The 24,315-nt window shown below is 70.5% G+C and carries 20 protein-coding genes, 1 tRNA gene and 1 pseudogene; 9 read left to right on the top strand and 13 right to left on the bottom strand.

Features of this window, described 5'->3' with window-relative positions; translation table 11 throughout:
• Positions 1 to 331 precede the first annotated feature (331 nt).
• Together OC490_RS45125 and OC490_RS45120 are read left to right on the top strand one after the other, a co-directional pair.
• Positions 332 to 3,457: an AfsR/SARP family transcriptional regulator gene (locus tag OC490_RS45125; protein WP_262063889.1), complete on the top strand. Its 3,126-nt coding sequence runs from the start codon at positions 332 to 334 to the stop codon at positions 3,455 to 3,457.
• A gap of 321 nt (positions 3,458 to 3,778) precedes the next feature.
• Complete coding sequence (locus OC490_RS45120; RefSeq protein ID WP_262063888.1) at positions 3,779 to 4,222, top strand: hypothetical protein; 444 nt, start codon at positions 3,779 to 3,781, stop codon at positions 4,220 to 4,222.
• A 255-nt stretch (positions 4,223 to 4,477) separates the two neighbouring features.
• On the opposite strand, the gene OC490_RS45115 is transcribed toward OC490_RS45120, so the two are convergent.
• The 4 genes from OC490_RS45115 to OC490_RS45100 all read right to left on the bottom strand — a co-directional run bounded on the left by OC490_RS45115 (position 4,478) and on the right by OC490_RS45100 (position 7,876).
• Positions 4,478 to 4,551, bottom strand: a tRNA-Pro gene (locus tag OC490_RS45115).
• Positions 4,552 to 4,611: 60 nt separating this feature from the next.
• Entirely contained in the window at positions 4,612 to 5,526 is a 915-nt protein-coding gene (locus tag OC490_RS45110) for a YceI family protein (protein WP_262063887.1), read from the bottom strand.
• A gap of 92 nt (positions 5,527 to 5,618) precedes the next feature.
• A complete protein-coding gene (locus tag OC490_RS45105) occupies positions 5,619 to 6,383 on the bottom strand; it encodes an NUDIX domain-containing protein (protein ID WP_262063886.1) in 765 nt (254 codons plus the stop codon).
• Between the two features lie 26 nt (positions 6,384 to 6,409).
• Positions 6,410 to 7,876 carry an MFS transporter gene (locus tag OC490_RS45100; RefSeq protein ID WP_262063885.1) on the bottom strand — a complete coding sequence of 489 codons (1,467 nt, stop codon included), beginning with the start codon at positions 7,874 to 7,876 and terminating at the stop codon, positions 6,410 to 6,412.
• A gap of 150 nt (positions 7,877 to 8,026) precedes the next feature.
• On the opposite strand from OC490_RS45100, the gene OC490_RS45095 reads away from it, so the two are divergent.
• The gene (locus OC490_RS45095; protein WP_262063884.1) at positions 8,027 to 8,605 is read left to right on the top strand and encodes a TetR/AcrR family transcriptional regulator; all 579 of its coding nucleotides are present in this window, start codon (positions 8,027 to 8,029) and stop codon (positions 8,603 to 8,605) included.
• On the opposite strand, the gene OC490_RS45090 is transcribed toward OC490_RS45095, so the two are convergent.
• Genes OC490_RS45090 through OC490_RS45080 form a run of 3 tightly spaced genes read right to left on the bottom strand, consistent with a single transcriptional unit; the run spans position 8,606 to position 12,296 of the window.
• A complete protein-coding gene (locus OC490_RS45090; RefSeq protein ID WP_262063883.1) occupies positions 8,606 to 9,676 on the bottom strand; it encodes a maleylacetate reductase in 1,071 nt (356 codons plus the stop codon).
• Entirely contained in the window at positions 9,673 to 10,533 is an 861-nt protein-coding gene (locus tag OC490_RS45085; protein WP_262063882.1) for an intradiol ring-cleavage dioxygenase, read from the bottom strand. The genes OC490_RS45090 and OC490_RS45085 overlap by 4 nt, the downstream gene beginning before the upstream one ends.
• A 26-nt stretch (positions 10,534 to 10,559) precedes the next feature.
• A complete protein-coding gene (locus OC490_RS45080) occupies positions 10,560 to 12,296 on the bottom strand; it encodes an FAD-dependent oxidoreductase (protein ID WP_262063881.1) in 1,737 nt (578 codons plus the stop codon).
• A 162-nt stretch (positions 12,297 to 12,458) separates the two neighbouring features.
• On the opposite strand from OC490_RS45080, the gene OC490_RS45075 reads away from it, so the two are divergent.
• On the top strand, positions 12,459 to 14,153 hold the full coding sequence (locus OC490_RS45075; RefSeq protein WP_262063880.1) for a helix-turn-helix domain-containing protein: 1,695 nt from the start codon (positions 12,459 to 12,461) through the stop codon (positions 14,151 to 14,153).
• A 6-nt stretch (positions 14,154 to 14,159) separates the two neighbouring features.
• Here the strand turns inward: OC490_RS45075 and OC490_RS45070 are convergent, their stop codons facing one another.
• Positions 14,160 to 14,684 (bottom strand): hypothetical protein, encoded by a 525-nt coding sequence (locus OC490_RS45070; RefSeq protein ID WP_262063879.1) that lies wholly within the window; start codon positions 14,682 to 14,684, stop codon positions 14,160 to 14,162.
• 123 nt (positions 14,685 to 14,807) lie between these two features.
• On the opposite strand from OC490_RS45070, the gene OC490_RS45065 reads away from it, so the two are divergent.
• Positions 14,808 to 15,152 carry a cupin domain-containing protein gene (locus OC490_RS45065; RefSeq protein WP_262063878.1) on the top strand — a complete coding sequence of 115 codons (345 nt, stop codon included), beginning with the start codon at positions 14,808 to 14,810 and terminating at the stop codon, positions 15,150 to 15,152.
• 16 nt (positions 15,153 to 15,168) lie between these two features.
• On the opposite strand, the gene OC490_RS45060 is transcribed toward OC490_RS45065, so the two are convergent.
• Entirely contained in the window at positions 15,169 to 16,200 is a 1,032-nt protein-coding gene (locus tag OC490_RS45060; RefSeq protein ID WP_262063877.1) for a LacI family DNA-binding transcriptional regulator, read from the bottom strand.
• A 107-nt stretch (positions 16,201 to 16,307) separates the two neighbouring features.
• On the opposite strand from OC490_RS45060, the gene OC490_RS45055 reads away from it, so the two are divergent.
• Genes OC490_RS45055 through OC490_RS45040 form a run of 4 tightly spaced genes read left to right on the top strand, consistent with a single transcriptional unit; the run spans position 16,308 to position 20,361 of the window.
• A complete protein-coding gene (locus tag OC490_RS45055; protein ID WP_262063876.1) occupies positions 16,308 to 17,483 on the top strand; it encodes a phytanoyl-CoA dioxygenase family protein in 1,176 nt (391 codons plus the stop codon).
• Positions 17,484 to 17,518: 35 nt separating this feature from the next.
• Positions 17,519 to 18,286, top strand: a complete 768-nt coding sequence (locus OC490_RS45050) for an SDR family oxidoreductase (protein ID WP_262063875.1) — start codon at positions 17,519 to 17,521, stop codon at positions 18,284 to 18,286.
• A gap of 51 nt (positions 18,287 to 18,337) precedes the next feature.
• Positions 18,338 to 19,342, top strand: coding sequence for a Gfo/Idh/MocA family oxidoreductase (locus tag OC490_RS45045; protein WP_262063874.1), 1,005 nt, complete (start codon positions 18,338 to 18,340; stop codon positions 19,340 to 19,342).
• A complete protein-coding gene (locus OC490_RS45040; protein ID WP_262063873.1) occupies positions 19,339 to 20,361 on the top strand; it encodes a Gfo/Idh/MocA family protein in 1,023 nt (340 codons plus the stop codon). Before OC490_RS45045 ends, OC490_RS45040 begins: the two co-directional genes overlap by 4 nt.
• Here the strand turns inward: OC490_RS45040 and OC490_RS45035 are convergent.
• From OC490_RS45035 to OC490_RS45020, 4 genes and pseudogenes are all read right to left on the bottom strand, one after another.
• Positions 20,310 to 22,034 (bottom strand): tetratricopeptide repeat protein, encoded by a 1,725-nt coding sequence (locus OC490_RS45035; protein ID WP_262063872.1) that lies wholly within the window; start codon positions 22,032 to 22,034, stop codon positions 20,310 to 20,312. The two genes, OC490_RS45040 and OC490_RS45035, sit on opposite strands and share 52 nt — an antisense overlap.
• 108 nt (positions 22,035 to 22,142) lie before the next feature.
• A complete protein-coding gene (locus OC490_RS45030) occupies positions 22,143 to 23,162 on the bottom strand; it encodes a Gfo/Idh/MocA family protein (protein WP_262063897.1) in 1,020 nt (339 codons plus the stop codon).
• 61 nt (positions 23,163 to 23,223) lie between these two features.
• A complete protein-coding gene (locus OC490_RS45025) occupies positions 23,224 to 24,132 on the bottom strand; it encodes a sugar phosphate isomerase/epimerase family protein (RefSeq protein WP_262063871.1) in 909 nt (302 codons plus the stop codon).
• A gap of 1 nt (position 24,133) precedes the next feature.
• Positions 24,134 to 24,315, bottom strand: a pseudogene (locus tag OC490_RS45020) (sugar ABC transporter ATP-binding protein); the annotation flags it as partial.

Genomic DNA, 24,315 nt, shown 5'->3' with positions numbered 1-24,315 from the left:
GTCCCCCTCTGGCCGGTTGCCCGTTATATCGATCAAGGCGGTCCTACCCCCGCCGCACCTTGCACGATGCAGCCCCGCCGTAGTTGGACGCACCACAAAGAAACGATTCAGCCAGCGCATTTTCCGGTTGATTCTGCCAACGGAGCACACGGCGCACCGTCAGCGCCTCTCATCAGTACGTCGGTTCCGTCCGGACGTCGGCATACCGATTCAGTCAGTGCAGAGCCGCATCTGGAAACACCCTCCGCTTCCTGTCATGCTCTTCGCTCCATGACATGCCCATTCCCCTCTGCCATGTTCGTCGAAATGGCCGATTCAGCGGGAGGCGCTGATGGAGTTCCAGGTACTGGGCCCGGTAGGACTCCGGGTGGAAGGTCAGCGGGTGGAACTCGGCTCGGACAAGGAGCGCGTTCTCCTCGGCCTGCTTGCGCTGGACGTGGGCCGGCCGGTCGCGCTGGGCATGCTCGTGGACCGGCTCTGGGACGGCGAACCGCCGCCGCACGCTCGCGAGAGCGCGCACAGTTATGTCTCGCGGCTCCGCAGGCGGCTGCGACTCGTCGACCCGTCATCCGCGAACGCGCCCCGCATCGTCAGCCGAGCCCACACATACACGTTGGAAGCCACCCGCGAATCCGTCGACTGGCACCAGTTCCAGCATCTGGTAGCGCGGGCCGGTACTTTTGCAGCACACGGTGACGACGAGCGGACGGCGAGCCTCCTCGAACGCGCCGAACACCTCTGGCGGGGCGAAGCGTTGGCAGGGCTGCCCGGCCTGTGGGCCGAGACCATGCGCCGGACACTGGCGGAACGACGGCTCAGCGCCGCCGTCGCCCGCATCGCCGCCTGCCTGCGGCTGGGTCGGTTCACGGAGGTGAGCGCGGATCTGTCTGGCCTCGTCGACCGGCATCCGGGCGACGAGACGCTCGCGGGTCAACTGATGGTTGCGTACTACGGCAGCAACCGGTACACCGACGCACTGCGGGTACATCAGGAAACCCGCCAGCTCCTGATGTCGCAATACGGCTCCCGTCCTGGCGCAGAGTTGAACCGCATCCACCGTGGGATTCTTGATCGCGCGCCGGCCGCCGATCTCGTCCGGGGCAGAACAGCCGCGCCCCGCTCCCCCACTACCGCGGCGCCTCCACCTCCGCCGAGGAATCTGCCAAACCAGCCGCCGCTGGTCGGCCGTCGCACGGAGCTGCGGGCCCTGAGTGCTGCGGTCGACGCGGCGGCACAGAACACCTCGGTGATCAGCGTGGAGTGCGTCAGTTCCATCAGCGGCATGGCCGGCATCGGCAAGACCGCCGTGGCGGTGCACAGCGCGCACCGGCTTGCCGAGCGGTTCCCTGATGCCCAGCTCTACCTGGACTTACGCGGCCACTCCTCTGTCGGCGAACCTCTCGGTCCCGGCGCAGCATTGGCCACACTGCTCAGACTGCTGGGCGCGCCGGCCAACACCATCCCCATCGAGTTAGAGGGCCGTACCGCGCTGTGGCAGACCATGCTGAACCAGCGCCGGGCCGTGATCGTCCTCGACGACGCGGTGAGCGCCGATCAGATCCGTCCACTGCTGCCAAGCGGCTCGCCCTCACTGACGATCATCACCAGTCGACGCCACCTGCCCGGCCTGCCGCACGCCCGGCACATATCACTCGACGTATTGCCGACAGACGACGCCATCGCCCTATTCCGCTCGTTCGTCGGCGAGGAGCGTACCCAGGACATCCAACAGACCGCCCTGCTCGTTCGACTATGCGGCCATCTCCCGCTCGCGATCGAGCTGATCGCCGGCCGCTTCCGCGCCCACCCGGCGTGGACGCTCACCACACTGGCCAACCGCCTGACCCGCGCCGAGGGCCGATTGGGCGAAATCAGGGATGCCGAACAGGAGATGGTCCGTGCCCTCGACCTGACTTATCAGACCCTCACAGACGAGCAACGCTCTGCGTTCCGTCGCCTCAGCCTGCATCCCGGCCCGGACTTCGCGACGGACTCGGCTGCCGTGTCACTCGGCTTGTCCCCGTCTGCCACCGAACGCATGTTAGAGGCGTTGCTTGCCAGCAGTCTGCTCCGCGAGCTGACCCCCGACAGATATCAGTTCCACGACCTCTTGCGCGAGTACGGCCGGTCCAGATCCCTCACTGACGATACCGACCAGGACCGCGCCGACGTCCTCCGGCGCCTCACGGACTTCTACATCGCGGCCGCCGACCGCGCCGACCGGGTCGCGTATCCCCGCCGCATCAGGGCCGCCCCGCCGCGAGACCACGTCCACGCTCAACTGCCCCACTGGCCAGACGCCGAGGCAGCCCGGTCTTGGCTGGCCACCGAGCGGGCGAACCTGCTAGCGGCCGAGCAGCACGCCGGCAGCCAGGGCGACGCCTCAGGCGCCGCCCAACTCGCCTATGCCATGGCTGGCTTCCTCAACGAGGAATGCCACTGGCAGGACGCCCGGGCCGTGCTCCAGAACGCCGTCGATCACTGGACGCGGACCGGCGAGCAGGCGGCGCTGTGCCGCGCCCTGGTCCACCTCAGCGCCGTCCACGCCCATATCGGGCGCTACCAGGAGGCCGCCGACTGCGGCAACCAGGCCCTGCAGATCTCCCACGCGACAGGGGACACGGAGGCGGAAGCCGAGGTGTTGCGCACGCTCGGCACCCTGCACTGGCACCTTGGCGACCACCGAGCCGCGCTCGTCCTCTTCCAGAAGTCGTTCGCCATCACCGCAATATCCGGAGATTCTCTGGACCGCGCCCGGCTGCACAACAACATGGCAGTCACCCTGCTATTTCTCGGGGAACTCGACCGTGCACTCGAACACTTCCAGAAATCACTCAGCGGATTCACTGAAGCGGGCGATCACGCCGCACTGGGAAAGACACTCAACAACATTGGCGATCTGCACATGCGCCGCGGAGATCTGGAATCTGCCCAACGCTCCTTCGCGGAATCACTTACTTTCCTTGAGCATTCTGGAAACCGCTACGACCGCGCCACAGTACGCGGCAGCCTGGCCGACGTCCTCACGGAATCAGGCGACACCGGTGCGGCACTCCACCTCTACCAGGAAATACTCACGGAATTCCGCTCGCTCGGCGACCGCAAGAGTCAGGCCGACACCCTTCTCGGTCTGGGAGAAGCATACCGAAAAGCAGGCAACATCGAAAGGGCGGAACGATATCTCGCGGACGCCCTTGACATCGCGCGCACGATCGGAGCGGCCCACCAAGAGATACAAGTGCTGCGCCACATCGGGGAAACCTACTTTGACGCCGACCAACTCGACTCGGCCAGGGAGCATCTGGAGGCAGCTCTTTCCCTAGCCGAACACACAGGCGATGCCGATGAGATAACGAAGACGGAGAACGTCTTGACAGACGTAAAGCTGAAATTAAAGGGCGCCGCCAAAGCGCAGGCATCACCGCAACAAACGTTCGATCTACCCGGCAGTAATTAAACCCGAAACCATCAAGCCCCGTTCGATTACCCATACAAGCCGACGATCAGATAAGGTCCCCTCCGCAAAGAAGTCGATCAAGGAGGGACCTCGTTTACGTGAACAGAATGCGTCGACTGACCGTTGGAGCCGGCCTCATCGTCACCCTCGGCATTCTTGGCGTGAGCGCGCCAAATGCATCGGCGGCAGAGCTCGCCTCCACCGCAACGGTCAGCGCGAATCGGTGCATCATGATGTGACCCTCCGAGGGTCAGTCGGCGCACCGGGGTGGCAGCACACGCTGCCACCCCACCCATCGCATGCGAAGGGGCGGAGAGAGAGTTGGAGCCGATTTCGGTGGCACTCTTGGCGGCACTGGCGGGCGGAGCCGGCGGCGAGGTCGGCCAACAGGCCTGGGCGGCGCTGAGCTCACTGGTACGACATCCGTTTCGGCGGCGCGGCAGCAATGCACCTGCCGTGGCCGCCAGTTCGGGAGAGGCAGAGCTGGCCCGACTGGCGGCGTCCCCGGACGAAGTGGCGCGGGCGCATGCGTTGAGCACAGCACTCGCCATCCGGGCTGCGTTGGACGCGGATTTTCAGGCTGATTTGCGGCGGTGGTCTGAGCTGACCGATTCGCTGGACACCGGGAGCTTCCACAACGAGATCAGCGGCGGCACCTTCGCTGCGCCGGTAGTCCAAGGCCGCGACTTTTCCCACATTTCCTTCCAGACTCCGCCCTCCCCACAGGCCGAGCCCGAGACGGACACCCCGACAGCGTCGGGGTAAAGGTGCCTTCCAGGCCCTCATCTAATAAGGCAGATTCGCGAAGGAGGCGACGATCTCCTGCGCCGCCCGGCGCAATTACTGCCGCGACCCTGCCCCGCTCGGACCGCAACACCGCGTCAAGATCACCTCGGCACCAGAAGACCGAACTTGAGAACGGCAACCGAACGCCCCCGGCTGCCATCACGCCGCCATCACGTCTCCCACGAACGCATCCAGCGGGCCTGCCGTTTCCGGCAGACCCGCTGGTGAACACCGTCGGGACGACAGGATTTGAACCTGCGACCCCTTGACCCCCAGTCAAGTGCGCTACCAAGCTGCGCCACGTCCCGGTTGCGCCGCACCCGGTCGGTCGGGTGAACGCGCAGGTAAACCCTACCGCATGTGCCGGGTCACTTCGGCGGCGTCGGGGTGTCGTGGGTGCGGTACATCGCCTGGATGTCCAACTCCAGTTGGACGGTGGGGCCGACGACGGCGATGCCCCGGGCCAGCATGCTGCGCCAGTTCAACGTGTAGTCCTCGCGGTGCAGTTCGGCCGTGGCGAGGGCCGCGCAGCGGAGTTCCTCCGCGTAGCCGCCGTTGACGGTGCCCAGGTAGGTGGTGTCCAGGTTCACCGAGCGGCTCACGCCGTGCATCGTCAGCGAACCATGCAGCGTCCACTTGCTGCCGCCGCGGTAGGCGAACCGGGTGCTGGTGAAGTCGATGTACGGGTAGCGCTCCACGTCGAGGAAGTCACCGGAGCGCAGATGGTTGTCCCGCGTGGTGTTGCCGGTGGTGATGCTGGACGCGTCGATACGGACGTGGACCTTGGACTCGGCCACCTCCTGAGCGATCTGGATGCCGCCCTGGAAACGTTCGAACCGGCCGTGCACATTCGCCATGCCGACATGCTTGGCGATGAAGCGGATCGCGGTGTGCGGCGGGTCGAAGAGCCAGGTGCCGGGCGGCGGGAGTTCCTGGGCGCGGCCGGGCTGGAGCCATACGCGTTCGGTGGGCGCGGCGGTTCCGGCGGCGATCTCCACCGTCTCCTGGTGCGGCTGGAGTCCCTGGGCCGAGACGAGGAGGCTGTAGCGCCCGGGCGGCAGGGCGGCGAGGAAGAAGCCGTACGGGTCGGTCGTACCGGAGGCGGCGACGCGGTGCGAGTCCAGGGCCGTCACCGTGACGTCGGCGGATGCCATGGGCGCGCCCACCGGGTCGACGATCTCACGGCCGAGGCCGCCCGCGCCGGGCGGGAGGGGGAGCGAGAGGCCCGCCGCCGTGGCGGAGGCGCCTTGGGGCCGCCAGCGCCTGAGCAGTGCGAGGGCCATGGTGATCACCTTTCTTCACAGCAGTCGTGCCGGCCTACGGCGCCGGACGACACGCTCCCGATCGTGAAGGCTCGGGTGGCGGAACGGGTGTCTCAAATCGAGACACCCGTTCCGGCGCCCTCCGCGTAGCGGCGGACGATCGGCTCCAGATAGTCCGCGTGCGGGCCCACGAGGAGCGGGAGTTGGGCCGTCGAGTGGATCAGGGCGATGGCGTCCAGTTCCGGTTCGCGGCCCCGGGCCCGCTCCGCCGCCGCCATCGCCTCGTGCCGCGCGCGCACTTCGGTCTCCGGGAGCGACGGCGCGCGGAAGAGGACGCCGATGCCGCCGTTACCGGCGCGGGTGACGTTCCAGAAGGTGAGGTCCTCGGGCCGGGCCTCGATGCCGGTCTCCTCGATCAACTCCCGTGCGGCGTGGCGGCGCAGGGCCCTCATGTCGAGCGGTTCGTCGCCCTCGGGGGGTTCGAGCGAGCCGCCCGGCAGCTGCCAACGGCCCGGCGCCGCCGTGGAGTTGGACATCCGGCCGACCAACAGGCGTCCGTCGTCTGCCGGTTGGAGGACGGAGACGAAGAAGGACGGCAGCCATGAGCTGGCGAACGGGACGTGGCGCAGGGCGAAGTGCCGGTACGTCGTCCTGACCCAGGAGACGACCAGTTCGTACGGCCCCTCGCGGTGCGTGCCCGCGCACACCAGGACCGGCCCGTCGAAGAAACTCGGGTTGACGCGCACCAGTTCGTCCCAGACCCGGTTCATGGCGAACCGCTCCTCGGGGGTGAGCCGAGGAGCGGCGGATTCGACGAGCCGGAGCCGGTGGACGTCCAGGAGTTCGGCGCCGGGGCGCCGCGCGCTCTGTTCGATCATCGGTTCATGCTGGCACACCGGCCGGGTCAGTTCAGGGCGCCGGGCGCCACCACCGAAGCCTCCACCTCCGCCTTCACGAGCGACGACTCGGAGGTGCTGACGGTCGTTCCTCCGCCCCGGCCGGCCCGGCGCACCGGCACCATGAGCGCGGCCAGCGCCGCCGCCAGGCAGAGCACCGCCAGCAGCGCGAATCCGTGGGTGTACCCGGAGTCGTACGGCAGGCCTGATGCCTGGAGGTGGCCGGTGACCAGGACGCTGGTCACCGCTGCGCCGATGGAGCCGCCGATGGTGCGGATGTTGGCGTTCATGCCGGTCGCGGCGCCGGTCTGCTCGGGCGGGACGCTGCCGACGATGAGGTTGGCCATGGAGGCGAAGGCGAGTCCGATGCCGAGGCCGAAGATGCCCGCGACGAGGGCGATCTGCCACTGCTGGTCGTGCCAGAGGGCGAGGATCCCGCAGGCGACCGCGCCGAGTGCGGCACCGGTGGTGAGCAGCGCCTTGGCGCCGACGACGGGCTCCAGTCGGCCGCTGAGCACGCCGGAGACGAACATCGCGATCAGCATCGGCAGCATGAGGAGTCCGGACGCGGTGACGCTGGCGCCGAAGCCGTAGCCGGCCGACGAGGGGGTCTGCACGAAGCCGGGCAGGAAGGACCAGATCGAGTACATGCCCGCGCCGAACAGCAGCGCGGCGGTGTTGGTGGTCCACACGGAGGGCAGTCGCATCACCTTGAGGTCGATGAGCGGGCTGCGGGAGCGGGCCTCCGAGAACAGCCAGGCCGCGAAGAGTACGACGGCCGCGGCGAACAGCCCGACGACCCGTACGGAGCCCCAGCCCCAGGTGCCGGCCTGGCTGAGCGGCAGCAGGAGGGCGACCAGCCAGCCCGAAAGGAGCACGGCGCCGGACCAGTTGACGCGTCCGTCGGCGCGGCTGGGCGACTCGGGGACGTAGCGCAGGGCGATGAGGGTGGTGACGGCGACGATGCCGACGGGGAACCAGAACAGCCAGCGGTAGTCGAGCGCGGACACGATGGGTCCGGCGGCCACCATGCCGACACCGCCGCCCGCGGCGATCACGGCGGACAGGTTGCTGATGCTGCCGGGGACCTGGGACGCGTCGAACTCGTCGCGGATGATGCCGAAGGAGAGCGGGAACAGCGCGCCGCCGATGCCCTGGATGACCCGGGCGATGATCAGTACGCCGATGTTGGGCGCGAGCGCGGCGACCAGACAGCCGGCCAGGACGGCCAGGAGGACGGCGACGAGAGTGCGTTTCTTGCCGATCAGGTCGCCGACGCGGCCGAGTATCGGGGTGAAGACCGAGGCGGACAGCAGATAGGCCGTCATCACCCAGGTCGCGGTGGACTGGGAGGTGTGCAGCGCGTGCTGGACGGTCGGCAGGGCCGGCGCGATCAGCGACTGCAGCATGGAGAAGACGCCCGCTCCCGTCGCGAGGACCGCGAAGGTGAGGCGGGTGGTGGAAGTGCGGGGCATGGAGAGCCTCTCCGAAACAAGCGGGCAGGGCGCGTCCGCACGCACACACGTCCACGGCGGTACGCACCCACCACTGCTAAAGTGGAGGTACCCCTCCACCATAACGGAGGCACCCCTCCGGTTCAACCCAGACCGCCCCGGGAGGCACCAGTGACGGCCCAGCCGTTCCCCGTCAGCGAGATCGTCGCGGCCCAGCGCCCCCACCGCAAGGACGCCGCCCGCAACTACGACGCCCTGCTGGCCGCCGCCCGCGAGGCCTTCGCGGAGCACGGCGCGGAAGCCTCGCTGGAGGACATCGCGAGACGCGCGGGCGTCGGCATCGCCACCCTCTACCGCAACTTCCCGACCCGCCGGGCCCTCTTCGAGAGCGTCTACGCGGACGAGGTCAACGCCCTGTGCCAGGTCGCCCTGTCCGTCGCCGACCAGGAACCGTGGGAAGCGCTGGTCTCGTGGCTGAACCGTTTCGCGGGCTACATGGTGACCAAGCAGGCGGTGCGCCAGGCGCTGGAGAACGACTCGGAGATCTTCGGGACCTGCCGCGAGTCGATGTTCTCGGCGGGCGGCCCGCTGTTCGAGCGCGCGCAGAAGGCGGGCGTGGCCCGCACCGACATGGACTTCGGTGATCTGCTGCGCCTGGTGGCCGGGGTCACCGGGACGACGTTCGTGGACGACGTCCAGCGCGACCGCGTCCTGGCCATCGCACTGGACGGTGTCCGCACGAACCACTGACTACACGGGGGCGGTTCCCTCGTACGCCGCCCGCAGCAGGGCGAGTACGCCCTCCTCGGTGACCGGCCGGGGGTTGGCGTACGCCTGGCTCACCGCCTGTGCGGCGGCCGTCGCCAAGTCGCTCTCCTTCAGGCCGAGTTCGGCGAGCGAGCGCGGCGCCCCGAGCCGTCCGGCCAGCTCCCACAGGGCTGTTGGGGCAACCGAGGCATCCAGCGCACGGGCCACGGCGGCAGCCGCCTCCGGTGCGGCGGGCGCGTTGTACGCCAGCGCGTACGGCAGCACCACCGTGTGGGTCTCCGCGTGCGGGAGGCCGAAGGTGCCGCCGAGGACGTGGCACAGCTTGTGGTGCAGGCCCATGGTGGTGGCGCCGAGGCAGGAGCCGCACAGCCACGCCCCGTACAGGGCACGGCCCCGGGCTTCCAACGACCGTGGTTCGACGGCCAGTTCGGGCAGTGCGCCCGCCATCGCCCGTACGCCCTCCTCCGCCATCAGCGCGATCAGAGGTGAACTGTCCGGGGCGTACAGGGCCTCGACGGCGTGCGCGGTGGCGTTGACGGCGCTGGTCACCGTGAGCGGGACGGGGAGTCCGAGGGTGAGCTCCGGGTCGTAGACGACGCTGCGGGGCAGGACGGCGGGGTCGCGGCCGGTGCGTTTGGCGCCGTGTTCGGTGAGGCCCCAGACCGGGGTCATCTCCGAGCCGGAGTAGGTGGAGGGCACGGCGATCAGCGGGAGTCCGGTGCGCAGGGCGATGGCCTTGCCGAGGCCGATCGACGAGCCGCCGCCGACCGCGACGCATCCGTCGGCGCCCAGCGAGCGCGCCAACTCGACGGCGCGGTCGGCGACTTCGACCGGGACATGCATCTTCGCCTCGGCGTGCACCCCGACGCACACCTCGCCCAGCGAGTCGGCGACCGCCTGCGCGGTGTCCGCGCCCCGGGCGCCCGAGAGCACCAACACCCGGCGCAGACCGAGCCGTTCGGCCTCACCCGCGGTGGCGGTCAGTGCGGCGCCGGGCCGGAGGACGACCCGCATGGGCTGGGCCTCGTAGGCGAAGTCGAGGAAGTCCTTCACGCGCTCTGCTCCAGTACGAGGTCGAACTGCGCGTGCCGGAAGGGGTTGGCGATGCCGAACTCCCGTGCCAGGGACGGGTCGTCGGTCGGCGTGAAGTCCTCGACGAGGCTCTGTTTGACGGCGAAGACGGCGTCGGAGTCGAGGTAGTCGCTGCCCGCGACGAAGATGTGGGTGGTGACGGGGGTGTGGCCGTCGGCCGAGGCGATGAAGTGGATGTGGGCGGGGCGGTAGGGGTGACGGCCGGTCGCCCTGAGGAGGTCGCCGACCGGGCCGTCCGTGGGGATGGGGTACGGGCTCGGCACGCAGGTGCGGAACCAGAAACGGCCCTCGGCGTCCGTGGTGAACAACCCCCGTCCGTTGCCCGGGGGTTGGACGTCCGGCTGCTGCACGTCGTAGAAGCCGTTGCCGTCGGCCTGCCACACGTCGAGGAGGGCGCCGGGGAGCGGGGTGCCGTCCTCCGACACGATCCGGCCGCTGACCACGCAGGGCTCGCCGCCGCCCACCAGGTCGATGTTCGCGCCGAGTTCACGGACCGGCGACTCGGTCATGTGGAAGGGGCCGAGCACCGTCGACTCGGTGGATCCGGCGACCCGGTCGCCGTTGATGGTCTCCACCAGCATCGACAGGCCGAGCACGTCCGACAGGAGGATGAACTCCTGCCGGGTGTCCGTGCACGACTGGCCGGTCTCCGTCAGGAAGCGGATCGCCTGCTCCCATTCCGCCTGGGTGAGGCGGGTCTCCTGCGTGAACGCGTGCAGATGCCGGATCAGGCCCGACAGCAGTTCGTGCAGGCGGGGGTCGGCGGTGTCCCGCAGACTCGCGACGGCCTCGTCCGTGACGGTGACGTGAGTGGTCATTGCGGCTCCCTAACCGATACGAAATGTCAGCCGTGCCCGAGGATGCGGCGCAGCGCGTCCGTGAGCAACTGTTCGGCGTTCCCGGCCGCGTCGGCGTGGCGGAAGGCGACGTATCCGTCGGGGCGGACGAGCAGGGCTCCCCCGTCGGAGACCTCGCTCAGGCGGGCCCAGTCGCCGTACGGGTCCTCGTACTCCTGGCCGGGGCCGATCACGACCGTGGCGATGTCCAGGGACTGCGCCTGCGCCGCGCGCAGCCACCTCTCGCCGCCGATGCCGGTGAGGAGGGTGAAGCGGCCCTTGCCGACCGTGTCGAGGGTGGAGACGGTGCGGGTGCCGGAGGTGATCCAGGCGTGCGGGAGCTTGGCGCCGGGGCGGGAGCTGGGCTGGTGGTACAGCTCGGGGTCGCGGTCGAAACCGGGGTCGGGCGTGCCGTCGGGGACGATCGCGTCGGACGTGTAGCGCTGGTTGAGGTCGACGCCGTGCGCGTTGAACTCGTAGACCTTGTAGGCGATCGCCTCGCGCAGCGCGGCCCGTTGCTTCTCCGCGGCCTCGGTGGCGTCCTTACGGGCCTCGATGTTGGCCCACAGCTGCTCGGGGGTCTGCGGGGAGAGTCCGTCGAGCGCCTCGAAGATCGGGGCGGTCTCGCCGATGGACTTGTTGGCGCGGGTGACGATCTGCTTGCCGACGGGCGCGCGTTCGGCGTCGTAGGTGTCGAGCAGCTTCGGCGTGGCGGTTCCGTCGAGAACCAGCTTCAGCTTCCAGGCCAGGTTGTAGGCGTCCTGGATCGAGGTGTTGGAGCCGAGCCCGTTGGACGGCGGGTGGCGGTGTACGGCGTCCCCGGCGCACAGGACGCGGCCGTTGGCGTAGGTCTCGGCGTACATCTCGTTGACCGTCCACGCCGAGGACGACTTGATGGTCACGGGGAGGTCGTCGTCGCCGACCAACTGCCGTACGACGGACAGCGCGTACTCCTCGGTGAGGTCGGGGGCGCCGGCGCTCACGTCGTAGCCCCACACGATCAGCCACTCGTTCCAGGGGCTGACACAGCGCACCAGGCCCGCGCCGATGCCGCCGACGGTGGCGCCCGGGGCGAGCACCCAGTAGAGGGTGGAGGGGCGGTGAGCGGTGTATTTCGTCAGGTCCGCGTCGAAGACGATGTTGATGCTGCCCGCGACCCCCATCTGCCCGCCCATCGGCAGCCCGGCGTCCTCGGCGACCTGGGAACGGCCGCCGTCGGCGCCGATGAGGTACTTGGCGCGGATCCGGTACTCGTCGCCGCGCAACCGGTCCTCGACGGTGACCGTCACACCGTCCTCGTCCTGCTCGAAGGACTTGTAGACCGTGCTGAAACGGACGTTGGAGCCGCGGGCGAGCGCCGCGTCGACGAGCACCGGTTCCATCAGGTGCTGCGGCATGTCGCACATGCGGGTCGGGCTGGCCAGGTCGTGGGCCGCCTGTACGAGCGGGTCGTTGCCCCAGGAGCGGATCCGGCCCAGTTCCTCGCCGGCGAGGCTGGTGCAGAACGTGGTGTTGCCCATCAGGTTCTGCGGGGTCGCCTTGGCCAGCACCTCGTCCTCGACACCGAGGTCGCGCAGGACCTCCATGGTGCGCTGGTTGGTGATGTGCGCGCGGGGCGTCCTGGTGAGGCGCGAGTAGCGCGTGACGACGATGTGGGGGACGCCGTAGGTGCTCAGCGCCAGCGCGGCGGCGGCACCGGCCGGGCCGCTGCCCACGATCAGTACGTCGGTCTCGACAACGTGCACGGCGGGACGCTCCAGGGGGATGAGGCAGGTTGAGACTGGGGTGAGAAAGGCACCGACTCTTCACGATCATCATGCGGGCGGAACACCCTCGGGTGTCTCATTACGAGACAGTTACAGCCCCGCTGCGGCTGCCGCCACGGGCCCGATACGGTGAGAGGCGTCATGACCATCGTGGAGCACTCCCCCGCCCTCGCCCCGCTGCGCCAGGCGCGCGAGCGGTTCCTGACCGGCCGCCCGCTGCCCGACGGCGTCCCGGACGAGGTCCTCGCCGCGTGGCGGCGCGCCCGCTTCTTCGGCGTACGACACGACCTCGACGGTCCGCTCCACGATCCCGAACCGCCCGTCGAATCAGCCCTGTTGGAGGCGGCGCGGCCGGTGCTTGAGCGCATCGCGCCGGCCCTCGGCGGGCACTCTGCGCTGCTCCTCACCGACGAGCGGCTGCGGGTGGTGTGGACGGCGGGCGAGGTGCCCGGCGGTGACCGGTGCCGTGATCTGGCCGAGCGGGAGGTGGGCCACAACAGCGCGGCGCTCGCCCTGCGCACCCGGCGCCGGGCCGAGGTGCACGGCCCCGAGCACTTCCTCGACGTGTGGCAGGACGTGTCCGCGGTCAGCGTGCCGCTGCTCGCCCCGGAGACCGGCCAGCCGCTCGGCACGGTGACGGTCGCGTCCGGCCTGTGCGCCGGCTGCGGCCCGCACCCCGGGGCCGCCCTCGCGGAGGCCGCGGCCGTCGCGGTGGAGGCGGAACTCCTCGCCCGCTCCCGTACGGCCGAACGGGTGCTCCTCGACGCCTACACCCGCGCCGCACACGGCCCCGGCCCCGCGGTCGTCGCCCTCGACGGCCGCAACCGCCTGATCAGCGAGGCCGCCGTCCGCCTCGCCACCCCCCAGGTACTGGCCGCCCTGGAACGCGCGAGCACCGGCCGGGAGTCGTACGACGCGACGCTCCCCGACAACGCCGGCTGCACCGCCGTGATCACTCCCGTACGGCACGAAGGTCACGTTCTCGGGATCGTCGCCGTGCTCGAAGCGCGCGCCGCCGACGTACCGCGTCCCGTGCCGCGCCCCGCGCTGGCGCTCGCGGGCGGGTCGGTGCCCTGGCGGCACGCGGTCGCGCGGGCGGTCGAGCTGGCCCGGGTCCCGGAACCGCTGCTGCTGACCGGCGAGCGCGGCACCGGCAAGACCGCGCTGGCCCGTGAACTGCTCGGCGAGGCCGTGCCGTTGGTCGCCGACGCCGCCGAGTCTCCGGAACTGGGCGTGAAATACAGCGAGTTGGCCGACGGCCGCCCACTGCTCCTGCGGCACGCCGAACGGCTGGCCCAGCCGGACGTCGCCGCGCTCAACTCCCTGCTCGACGAACACCCGGACGTCCATCTGCTGGTCACCTACACGCCCGGCACTCCCCCGGGCCCCTGCTTCCAGCGCCTGCTCGACACCCTGGCCGCCCGGTCGGTCGCCCTGCCCGCGCTGCGTGAACGCCGGGAGGACGTCCGGGAGTTGCTGCCGGTCCTGGCGCCCCGGCCGGCCCCGGGACAGCCGCCGCTCAGCTGGACGCTGGACGCGCTGCGGGCCCTGGAGGAGCACCCCTGGCCCGGCAACGTCACCGAACTCGCGCATGTCGTCAGGGCGTTGGCGGAGCACCGGCGGGTCACCGGTCCGGTGCGGCGGGCCGAACTGCCCGACCCCGTCCGGGAGGGCCCCGCGGCCCGGCGACTCAGCCCGATGGAACACGCCGAACGCGCCGCGATCCTGGCTGCGTTGCGCCGGCACGGCGGCAACAAGGCACGGGCGGCTGCCGCGTTGGGCATCGGGCGGGCAACCCTGTATCGGAAGCTGCGCGGTTACCAGGGCGCCTCCTGAACCGGCCTATTTGATCAGGGCGTTCGCCACGACCACGACCACCCCGAGCAGCGCGTCCACCGCTCCGATCGCCACGGCGACCGCCCAACTCCGCGCCGACCAGCGGGCGGTGACCAGGCCCAGGCCGAACAGCAGGGCGATGTTGAGGACGAAGGCCGCGTACTCGACGCCGTTCGCGGGCCACCAGCCCCAGCCCGCCCCGGCGAGCAGCAGCACGGTAGGAAGTGCGGCGGCGACCAGCGGCCACTCGTCGCGCAGGGTGCGCAGGGCGTCCCAGCGGCGGTGCGGGGCGCGCTCGGCGATGTAGTGGGCGTACCCGTGGGCCAGCGCCGAGGCGCCGGCGGTCACCAGCAGCCACAGGGCGTCGTAGCGGCGGCTGCCTTGGGAGGTGTGGCCGTACTGGGTGAGCGCGGCGACCATCGAGCAGGCGAGGACGGCGCCGTAGACGCCTCCGAAGAGGATGTTCTCCCGGGTCTCGTGCGAGTGCGGGTGCGGGTGCGGTTCGGGGACGGCTTCCGTGGTCTGCGCCATGCCCTCCACGATCACCTGGCACCACACGGGCCGCCACTCCGCGACGAAGTGTCCTCCGACCTGGGGCGATACCCCACACAGTGTCCACGCCCGGGGCGCGCCCGGCCGGGCTAGGGTCGCGGCATGACGCACAGTTTCGTTGTCCGTATCCCCGACGCCGAGCTCGAACCCGAGCCGCTGGACCCGGCGCAGATCGTCTCCGGTACGCCGGAGGTGACCGGGAAGGTCGTGTGGGAGTCCGAGGACGGGCGGCAGATCCGCGGGATCTGGCAGATCACCCCTGGCGTGGTCACCGACACGGAGGCGGACGAGCTGTTCGTCGTGATCAGCGGCTCGGCGACCATCGAGGTCGAGGGCGGGGAGACCCTGAAGGTCGGCCCCGGGGACATGGCCGTGCTGCGCGAGGGCGACCGTACGACGTGGACGGTGCACGAGACGCTGCGCAAGGCGTACGCGATCAACCTCTGACGATCTCCGATGATCCTCAACGGGGCCCCGCCAAGGGCATGTTGTAGGGCGTGACGACCTGGATCGCGGACGGCAGGGCCGGCCCCGCGGGCGGCAGCGCGTCGTGGGCGCGCATCACGATGCGGCAGGCCTCGCGGACGTCCTGGCGCAGATCGTGGTGGAGGACGGCCGACAGCCGCTGCTCGTGCAGCAGCCGGGTGTTGTCGTGGTCGAGGTCGTGCGCGACGAACACGGCGCACTCGCGGCCCAGGTCGGCGAAGGCGCGCAGGGTCGCGATGTTGCCGCCGCCGATCGAGTAGACCGCGCGGATGTCCGGGTCGCGCTTCAGGGCGGCCCGGACCAGCTCGTACTGGGTGGCGTCCAGGCCGTGGCCCTCGGTGATCTCGACGAGGGCCCGGTCCGGACAGCGGGCGCGCATGGTGCTGCGGAAGCCCATCTCACGCTCCTCCTCGTTGCGGAAGAAGCCGCTGCTCAGGCTGGTGAGGACATTGCCGGGGCGGTCGCCGAGCCACTGGCCCATCAGATAGGCGGCGGTGGCGCCCGCCGCCCGGTTGTCTATGCCGACGTAGGCGAGGCGGGCGCTCGCGGGCAGGTCGGTGACCAGGGTGACGACCGGGATTCCGGCGGTGACGAGCCGGCCGACGGCCGCGGTGATCTCGGGGACGTCCGGTGCCTTGAGGATGACGCCCTGCGAGCCGCGCCGGGCGATCCGGTCCAGGGTGCCGACGAGCTCCTTCACCGGCGCGGTCTCCCGGAAGTGGAAGCGGGAGCGCACCACGGCCGGGTGCAGATCGGGCAGCTCCGCCTCCAACGCCACCCGTACGGCGGTGGAGAACCGCTCGGGCGTCTGCATCACGATGTCGATCATGAACGTACGGCCGACCAGCCGGACCTGGGTGCGCTGCCGGTCGAGATCGGCGATGGCCTGCCGGACCTCACGCTCGGTGCTCGCGCGGACACCACCCCTGCCGTTCAGCACCCGGTCCACGGTGGCCTCGCTGAGGCCCGCCTGACGTGCGATTTCCCTGATCGGGAAGGGGTGGCCCACCGGTCGTCTCCTTGAGGGGTTTTTGATGGCTCGCTGCCGGTTGTTCGAAGGGTTTGTACTGACAAGAATGACAGGACCGCACCACCACGTGACCCGAGGGGACGACGATGTCCTTCACATCCGCAGAACGCCCCGCCTGGCTCACCGAGCAGGACTGCGATCTCGACGCCTTCCGCGCGCTCGTCGAGCAGCCGACCGACCTGGGCGATTTCCCGTACGCGTCCTCGGTCGAGCGGAACGTCCTCGTCTACGACAGCGACCGGCTCCGCAAGTCGGTGGCGGCCGGTGAGCGCCGTGAGGTGCAGGCCGAGCTGGTGCGGGTGTTCGCCGAGGGGCCCGGCATCGTGGTCCTGCGGGACGCGTTCCCGGACGCGTCGGTGGTGGACCGTACGACCGAGGTCTTCGACGCGCTGATCGCCGAGCAGCACGCTTCCGGAGCGGGCGCCGGGGACCACTTCGCGAAGCCGGGGGCCAACGACCGGGTGTGGAACGCCCTGGAGAAGGCCGCGCTCTACGATCCGGAAGCCTTCGCCGACTACTACGCGAACGACATGCTGGCCCTGGTGTCCGTGGCCTGGCTCGGTCCCGGCTACCAGGTCACCTCGCAGATCAACGTGGTCCACCCGGGCGGCGCGGCCCAGACCGTGCACCGCGACTACCACCTCGGGTTCCTCGGCAACGAGGCCGCAGCCGGCTACCCGGCGCATGTGCACCGGCTCTCCCCCGTGCTCACCCTCCAAGGGGCCGTCGCGCACTGCGACATGCCGGTGGAGTCGGGGCCGACGATGTACCTGCCGCACTCGCAGAAGTTCGAGCCGGGCTATCTGGCGTGGCGGCTCCCGGAGTTCCAGGCCTACTTCGAGTCCCACCACATCCAACTCCCGCTCGCCAAGGGCGATGCCGCGTTCTTCAACCCGGCGCTGTTCCACGCGGCCGGCACCAACCGCACCACCGACGTGAAGCGCATGGCCAATCTGCTCCAGGTGTCCTCCGCGTTCGGGCGGGCGATGGAGACGGTGGACCGCGAGGCCGTCGCCAACGCGGTCTTCCCGGTGCTGCTCAGGCGCAAGGCCGAGGGTGTGGGCGAGGAGTGGCTGAACGCGGTCGTCGCGGCCAGTGCCGAGGGCTACCCGTTCCCCACCAACCTCGACAACGACCCGCCCGTCGAGGGTCTCGCCCCGCCCTCGCAGGCCGACATCGTGCGCCGCGCGGTGCGTGAGGGGTGGGCCCCGCAGGCGCTGCGCGGGGAGCTGCGGGCCGGTGCCGAGCGGCGCGAGAGCTGAGACCGGGAACTGAGGACCGAGTGCTGAGGAACACCATGGGGCTTCGACTTCTCGACGACAAGGTCGTCCTCGTCAACGGCGGCAGCCAGGGCGTGGGCGCCGCGATCGTGCGGGCGGCGGTGCGCGAGGGCGCGGTGGTGTCGTTCACCGGCCGCCGGGCCGACGTGGGCGAGAAGCTCGCCGCGGACACGGGTGCGCGCTTCCTGCGGGCGGACCTCGCCGATCCGGCGCAGGCGCGCGACAGCGTCGTACGGACCGTCGAGACCCACGGGCGCATCGACTGCCTCGTCAACGCGGCCGGGCTCACCTCACGCGGCTCGCTGCTCGACACCACACCGGAACTGTTCGACCAGCACATGGCGATCAATCTGAAGGCACCGTTCTTCGCCATGCAGGCGGCCGTGGCCGACATGACCGCCCGCACGGCACCGGGCACGATCGTCAGCATCGGCTCCAACTGCGCCCACGGCGGACCGCCCTTCCTCGCCGCGTACTCCGCCGCCAAGGCCGGGCTCGCGGGCCTGACCCGCAACGCCGCGCACGCCCACCGCTTCGACCGGATCCGGATCAACACCGTCAACATCGGCTGGACCGACACCGAGGGCGAGGACGCGACCCAACGCGCCTTCCACGGCGCCGGGGACGACTGGCAGGAACAGGCCGCCGCCCGGCTCCCGATGGGCAAGCTCGGCCAGCCGGACGAGATCGCCGACTTCGTGGTGTTCCTGCTCTCCGACCGGTCCGGCGTGGTCACCGGTTCGGTGATCGACTGGGACCAGAACGTCCTGGGCGCCCTCGACTGACCTTCAACAACGGCAACAACTCCCGCACCCCTCAAGAAAGCAAGAGCACTCATGCGCATCGGAATCCTCGGCCTCGGCCGCATCGGCGCCTTCCACGCCGAGACCCTGTCCGGACTCGACGTGGTCGAGTCCCTCGTCGTCGCCGACCCGTTCGCGGAGGCCGCCAAGAAGGCCGCCGAGCGGTTCGGCGCCGAGGTCGCGGACTCCCCCGAGGCCGTGCTCGCCGCCGGGGTCGACGGTGTCGTGGTGGCCGCGGCGACCGACGCCCACCCGGGTCTGATCCTGGCCGCCGTCGAGGCGGGCATCCCCGTCTTCTGCGAGAAGCCCGTCGCCAAGACGATGGCCGAGGGCGTCAAGGTCCTCAAGGCCGTCGAGGGCAGCGACGTGCCGATCCAGATCGGCTACAACCGCCGCTTCGACGCCGGCTTCGTCGCCGCGCGCGCCGCCGTGCAGTCCGGCGAGTTGGGCAAGCTGCACACCGTGCGCTCGACCACGCTGGACCCGGCGCCGCCGCCGGCCGCGTACATCGCCGCGTCCGGGGGCATCTTCCGGGACTGCTCGGTCCACGACTTCGACATCATCCGCTGGGTCACCGGCCGCGAGGTCGTCGAGGTGTACGCGGTCGGCGGCAACCGGGGCGCCGAGTACATCAAGGAGGCGGGCGACGCCGACACCACCGGCGCGATCCTCACCCTGGACGACGGCACCATCGCGGTAGTCTCCAACTCCCGCCACAACGCCCGGGGTTACGACGTCCGCATGGAGATCCACGGCTTCACGGACTCCATCGCGGTCGGCCTGGAGGACAAGCTGCCGCTGCGCTCCGTGGAGCCCGGCGTGACCTTCCCGGCGGGTGTCCCGCACGACTTCTTCATGGACCGCTTCACCGCCGCCTACCGTGCCGAACTCACCGCGTTCACCGAGGTCGTGGCCGGCACCCGCACCTCCCCCTGCACCGTCGCCGACGCGCTGGAGGCCGGCTGGATCGCCGACGCCTGCACCCTGTCGCTGCACGAGCACCGCCCCGTCACCATCCAGGAGGTACGCGAAGCATGAGCGGTCCGGGCCGGGAACCACTGCGCATCGGAGTACTGGGAGCCGCTCGGATCACCGAGAACTCCCTGATCGGCCCGGCCCGGACGACCGGCCACCGCCTCGTCGCGGTGGCCGCCCGCGACCGGGACCGGGCGGAGGCGTACGCCGCCGCGCACCGCGTCGAGCGGATCGTCGACTCGTACGCCGACCTGATCGCCGACCCCGAGGTGGAGGTCGTCTACAACCCCCTCGCCAACGGTCTGCACGGGCCGTGGAACCTCGCCGCGCTGGAGGCGGGCAAGCACGTCCTGTCGGAGAAGCCCTCGGCGAGCAACGCCGAGGAGGCGGCCGAGGTCCGGGAGGCGGCGGCGAAGGCCGGCACGGTCTTCATGGAGGCCTTCCACTACCTCTTCCACCCGGTCACCCGACGCCTGCACGAGCTGCTGGCCTCCGGTGAACTGGGCGAACTACGGCACGTCGAGACCCTCGTGGCGATCCCGGCCCCGCCGGACACCGACCCGCGCTGGTCGCTCGACCTGGCCGGCGGCGCCGTCATGGACCTGGGCTGCTACAGCCTGCACGCCCAGCGCATGCTGGCCCCCTGGGCGGGCGGCGCACCCCGGCTCGTCTCGGCCAAGGGCGGCGAACGCGCGGGCGCGCCGGGCGTCGACGAGTGGCTGGACGCCGACCTCGCCTTCCCGAGCGGCGCGACGGGCTCCGCCCGCTGTCACATGGCCTACGACGAGATGGTGATGAGCTGCCGGATCACCGGCAGCCGGGGCGAGGCGTTCGCACCGAACTTCGTCCTCCCCCACCTGGACGACCGGGTCGTGGTCCGCACGACGGACGGCGAACGCACGGAGCGACTCGGCCGCCGTTCCTCGTACACGTACCAACTGGAGGCGTTCGCCGCCCGGTTGAGAAACGGCGCACCCCTCCCGCTGGGCCCGGACGACGCGGTCGCGACGATGACCCTCATCGACGAGGCCTATCGGGCGGCGGGCTTCGCACCGAGGCCGCGGGTGTCGGTTCTGCGGTAGACGAACGTCGGGTACGACGCCCCGACCACCCGCTCCCACGCCCGGACGATGTCGATGTCGTCCGGGCGTTCCGCACGGGCCCGGGCGAACGCGATGACACACCGGGCGTGGACGTCTCTGACGTCGGTGCGGCGGGTGAGGTCGAGCAGGGAGCGCAGGGCGGCCACCGCCTCCTCGGAACGATCCGCGGCCAGCCGGTCCTGGACCTCGATGTCGAGCGCGACGGCGAGAGCCGAGACTGTGACCGCCAGTTCCGCGTCGACGCCGGGGATGCCGATCAGCTCGCTCAGGACGGCCTCGGCCTCCTGGTAGCCGGCCACCGCGGCGGCGTGGTCGCCGGCGAGGCCGAGGGCCTGGGCCAGCACCCGCAGGCGGCGGGCCGTCGGGGGACCGTGGGTCTCGCTGTCGGACTCGGCGAGCCGGCGGGTGAGGGCGACTGCTTCGCGGGCGCTCGACACGGCCGACCCGGCATCCTCCGCACTCTGCTGACGGATGCTCAAGTTGGAAAGGATCCGGGCGAGTTGGTCCTCGTGCCGCCCGACGCGCCGGTATGCGGCCACGGCCCGTTCCGTGTCCGCCACGGCCTTGAGGTGGTCGCCGCTTCGCCGGTGACAGCGGGCCAGGTCGTCCAGGGTGTCGGCGAGCAGCGGCTCGAAGGCCTCCGGGCGGTCGGCGGCGAGGCGGGTGTACAGCCCGGCAAGTTCCGTGAGGGTGGTCAACTGCTCGTCATACGCTGCCAGTTCGTCGAGGACGAGGCCCAGGCAGCGCAGCGCCTCGGCGAACCACTCGGGCTGGTCGGCCAGTTCACGGGCCAGGGAGACCGCCTCGTCGGCGCTCGTGCGCGCGGCAGCGGGAGAGCCCGTCGCGCTGTGGCAGTAGGCCAGGTCCGTGAGGAGCCGGACACGCAACGGCAGTACGAGTTCCGGATAGAACCTCGCGATCGTCCCGTACACCGCGTCCTTCGCCTCGGACTCCAGCGCAAGGACCTCCTCGTACCGGCCGAGCGCCCGCAGTCCGCCGGCCAACTCGACCAGCACCTGCGCCCGCAGACGCAGGAAACGCGACAACTGCCGTACGGACACGGCCCGCAGCAGGGCGGCACACTCCAGGTACACGGCGACGGACTCCGCCGTACGGCCGAGAACGGCGAACGCGAGCCCCTGTGTGCGCAAGGCGACCGGCAAGGCACCCAGGCCTCGGTCCCGCCGCGCGGGCGGTGCCGAACCGCGATACAACCGCACGCACTCACGGGCGGGTTCCTGGGCCTCCTCCGCCCGGCCCCCGAAGACGAGCGCCTGTGCCCGTGCGTGAACGGCGCACGCGGTCAGGGCCGGGGACATCCTCGCCCCCGGCACTCCCAGCGCCGCGTCCACGACGGTGTCGGCTTCCGCGTACCGCTCCGCCAGCACCAGGGTGTGGGCGTGTACGACCAGTGCGCGGCTCAGCGCGTCCAAGTGGCGTTGCGCGGGGTGCGTTTGTTCGACCTTGGGGCGGTACAGGGCGACCGCTTCCTGGGCCCAGGCCGACCGGCGAGCGGGCGGCGGCGGGTACAGCAGGGCCCAGCCGGGGACCGCGCAGTGCAGCAACGCGGCCCCGAGCAGCGGGACTCCCGGACCGGGAGCCAGGTGTGCCGTCGCGCGCAACAACGGCAGCAGCATGCGCACCGGCCCCATCCGAGCCCCCCTTGGTCGTCCGCACTCGAGGACGACTCAAGTACGGCTCAAGGACAAAGGACAACGGAGAACAGGCGGTGGTTGCACGGGCACCGCCCCGCGAAGTCGCTATCGGTAGAACGCGGGCCGCTCCACCAACTCGACCTCCACCCGCACACCCTCCTCCAACGCCCGTACCCCCGCCTCGCACACGGCCGCCGCCGCGTAGCCGTCCCACACGCTCGGGCCGGTGATCTCGCCGCGGCGGGTGGCGTCGACCCAGGTCTGGATCTCGCGGTCGTAGGCGTCGGCGAAGCGTTCGGTGAAGTCCTGGGCGATGGTGCCGCCCCAGCGGCCGGCCATGTTGGTGACCATGGCGTGGCCGTCACCGATGCGGGCGGTGCCGCGTTCGCAGACGATCTCGGCCTGGACCTGGTAGCCGAAGCCGCAGTTGACGAACATCTCGACGTCGACGATCGCGCCGCCGTCGGTCTCGAAGACGACGAACTGCGGGTCCTGAAGGTCGTCCGGGGCGCTCGCCGAGGGGCGCGGGCGCAGCACCTGGACGGCCGTGATCTCGTGCCCGAGGAGCCAACGGGTCGCGTCGGTCTCGTGGGCCACGGAGTCGCTGATCAGCATGGAGCTGGTGAAGAAGGGCGGGCTGGCCGCGTTGCGGTGCCGGTTGTGCAGCATCAGCGGTCGGCCCAACTGGCCTGTTTCCAGGAGGGACTTGAGCTTCATGTACTCGGCGTCGTAACGCCGCATGAAGCCGACCTGGACCCGGCGGTGGCCGAGGCGCACCTCGGCCTCCAGGACGCGCAGCGCGGAGGCCGCGTCGGGGGTGAGCGGCTTCTCGCACAGGACCGGGAGGTCGTGCTCGAAGGCCGTCAGCAGGGCCGCCTCGTGGGCGGGGCCCGGTGAGGCGATCAGCACCGCGTCGACGTCGGCCGCCGCCATCGCGACGCCCGGGTCGGTGTACGCGGTGCAGCCGTCGATCCCGGACGCGACCCGTTTGGCGCGCTCGGCGTCGACATCCACGACGGCACTCACCCGGGCGCCGTTGACCACGTGCTCGATCCGGCGGACGTGGTCCGCCCCCATCTTTCCGGTTCCGACGACTGCCACTCCGAGCGTGTCGCGCGGGTTCATGGCCATCGGCCGTCCTTTCGGCTCGTCAGGGTCGTCACGTTGCTCACGCGGCTCACATTCGTCAGGCACCGCAGGAGCGGAGGAACTTGCGGGTGCGTTCCGCGATGGGGAGGGGCTTGTCCGGCTCGCACGGGTACATGTCCTGCTCGACGATCGCGAACAGCTCCACGCCGAGGCGCTGAGCCGCGACCAGCACCGGCTCCAACTCCGGTACACCGGACGGTGGTTCGCACATCACGCCACGCTGCACGGCCGGTCCGAACGGGATCTCGTTCTTGACGACGTCCGCGAGGATCTCCGGGTCCACCTGCTTGAGGTGCAGATAGCCGATGCGTTCGCCGTAGGTCTCGATCAGCTTGACGCTGTCGCCGCCGCAGTAGGCGTAATGCCCCGTGTCCAGGCAGAGGTTGACCAGTTCGGAGTCGGTCGAGTCGAGGAAGTGCTCGACATGGTCCTCGGTGTCGAGGTGGGTGTCGGCGTGCGGGTGGACGACGATGTCGAGCCCGTACGCCTCCTTGACCTCGTGCCCGAGGCGTTCCATGCCCTTGGTGAGGTGGGCCCACTGCTCGCCGGTCAGCTCCGGGGGCTCCAGGATCTCGGCGGTCTTGTCGTCCCGCCAGAAGGAGGGGATGACCACGAGGTGCTTGGCGCCCATCGCCCGGGTGAGCGCGGCCACTTGGCTCACGTGCTCCCAGGTGGCGTCCCAGACGGAGGGGCCGCGGTGCAGGCCGGTGAAGACCGTGCCCGCGGAGACCTTCAGGTCGCGTTGTGCGATCTCGTCCGTGAGCCGGGCGGGGTCGGTCGGCAGATAGCCGTACGGCCCCAGCTCGATCCAGGAGTAGCCGGCCTGGGCGACCTCGTCCAGGAACCGCTGCCACGGCACCTGTTGGGGGTCGTCGGGGAACCACACGCCCCAGGAGTCGGGAGCGGAGCCCACCCGGATGCGGTCCAGCACGGGACGGTCGGACATCTCAGGACGTCCCTTCGGGCGCGCTGCTCGCCGAGGCCTTGAGGTCCGTCGCCTCGGGGAGTTCTTCGACGTCGACGCCGCGGACCTGGGACAACTCGTGCTTGAGTGCGGCGAGTTCGGTGCCGCCCGCCATGTGGTTGGTGAGCTCTTCCAGGGTGATCTCGCTGCGTTCGGCGGAGAGTT

The sequence above is a fragment of the Streptomyces sp. STR69 genome (genome assembly GCF_024519455.1).
Classification (GTDB): Bacteria; Actinomycetota; Actinomycetes; order Streptomycetales; family Streptomycetaceae; genus Streptomyces.
Note: the sequence above shows the minus strand (reverse complement) of the source record. Positions and strands in the feature narration are given on the sequence as shown.